The following is a 1,034-nucleotide window of genomic DNA, read 5'->3' as shown; positions in this document are numbered from 1 at the left end:
ACGTCGCGGCGGGACTCCTCCGGCTCACCGGGGGCGACCCAGGCGGGCAGTTCGCAGCGGGAGCGTCCGAGGTGCCAGCACCAGGCCACCACCCCGGCGGTGGCGGCGAGCAGCAGGGTCGCGCCGTAGACGGCGAGGAACCACGACACCCACATCACCACCTCGACCACCGCCATCAGCGGGGCGATCACCATCGTGATGTCACGGTGCCCGAACGCCAGCACCACCCCGAGCAGAAGCAGCAGCCCGAGGAACCCGAGCAGTCCCGCGCCGATGGCCTTGAACAGGTCCAGGGGGTGGCGGATCCAGTCCATGACCCGGTCATGGCGGCGCTGCTTCTCCGCGACGTCGCGGGCCTCCCACTCCATGAGCCCTTCCTGGTCCCCGGCCAGCTCGGCGCGGCGCATCTGGCGCTCGTACCGGGAGGCGCCGTGAGCGTCACGCCACGCGCTGTAGGCGACCCCTGCGCCCAGGACGGGGTACCAGAGGTTGCGCACCCCGCCCTTGGCGACCGCCTTGGTGGTCGGGTGGACCACGACGGCGCGGGACACCGAGTAGGCGCGTGCCGGGGCCTGTCGAGCCACCCGGGCCAGAGCGGTCCCGGGACGGGACTTCACCGGCTCGGCACCCGTCCCGGTCTGGGCCTGGTCGTCGACGACCTCGCCCTCCACGACCAACGGCTCGGCCTCGACCGGTCCGTCGGTGGGCGGGATGTCGGCGGGTGGGGTGCGGTGCGGACGTGGCGGCGGGCGCCGCCCGTGCTCCCCCGGCGCGGTGGCCGGCCGCGCAGCCGGACCCCCGATCGTCTCGGTGTCGTGCCCAGTGTCGTGCCCGGTGTGGTCGGTGTCGTGCGGGTTGTGGTTCACGGGTCGATTCCCCTCGATCATCACAGGTCAGGACTGGTTGGTTCGGTGCTCATCACGCAGCGCCCGCGCCCTGGCCGGGGCGCAGCGCAGGCCGGTCCGGATCGACTCCGCCGACGCGGGATCGACCTCACCCGCCGCCACCGCCGCGGCCAGCTCGGCGCGCAGCTC

The 1,034-nt window shown here is 73.9% G+C and carries 1 pseudogene; it reads right to left on the bottom strand.

The features are described 5' to 3' along the window. Nucleotides 1-866 (bottom strand): annotated as a pseudogene (locus FVA95_RS28940) (hypothetical protein); the annotation flags it as partial. Between the last annotated feature and the right edge of the window lie 168 nt (nucleotides 867-1,034).

The sequence above is a fragment of the Pseudonocardia sp. EV170527-09 genome, assembly GCF_008369905.1.
Classification (GTDB): Bacteria; Actinomycetota; Actinomycetes; order Mycobacteriales; family Pseudonocardiaceae; genus Pseudonocardia.
Note: the sequence above shows the minus strand (reverse complement) of the source record. Positions and strands in the feature narration are given on the sequence as shown.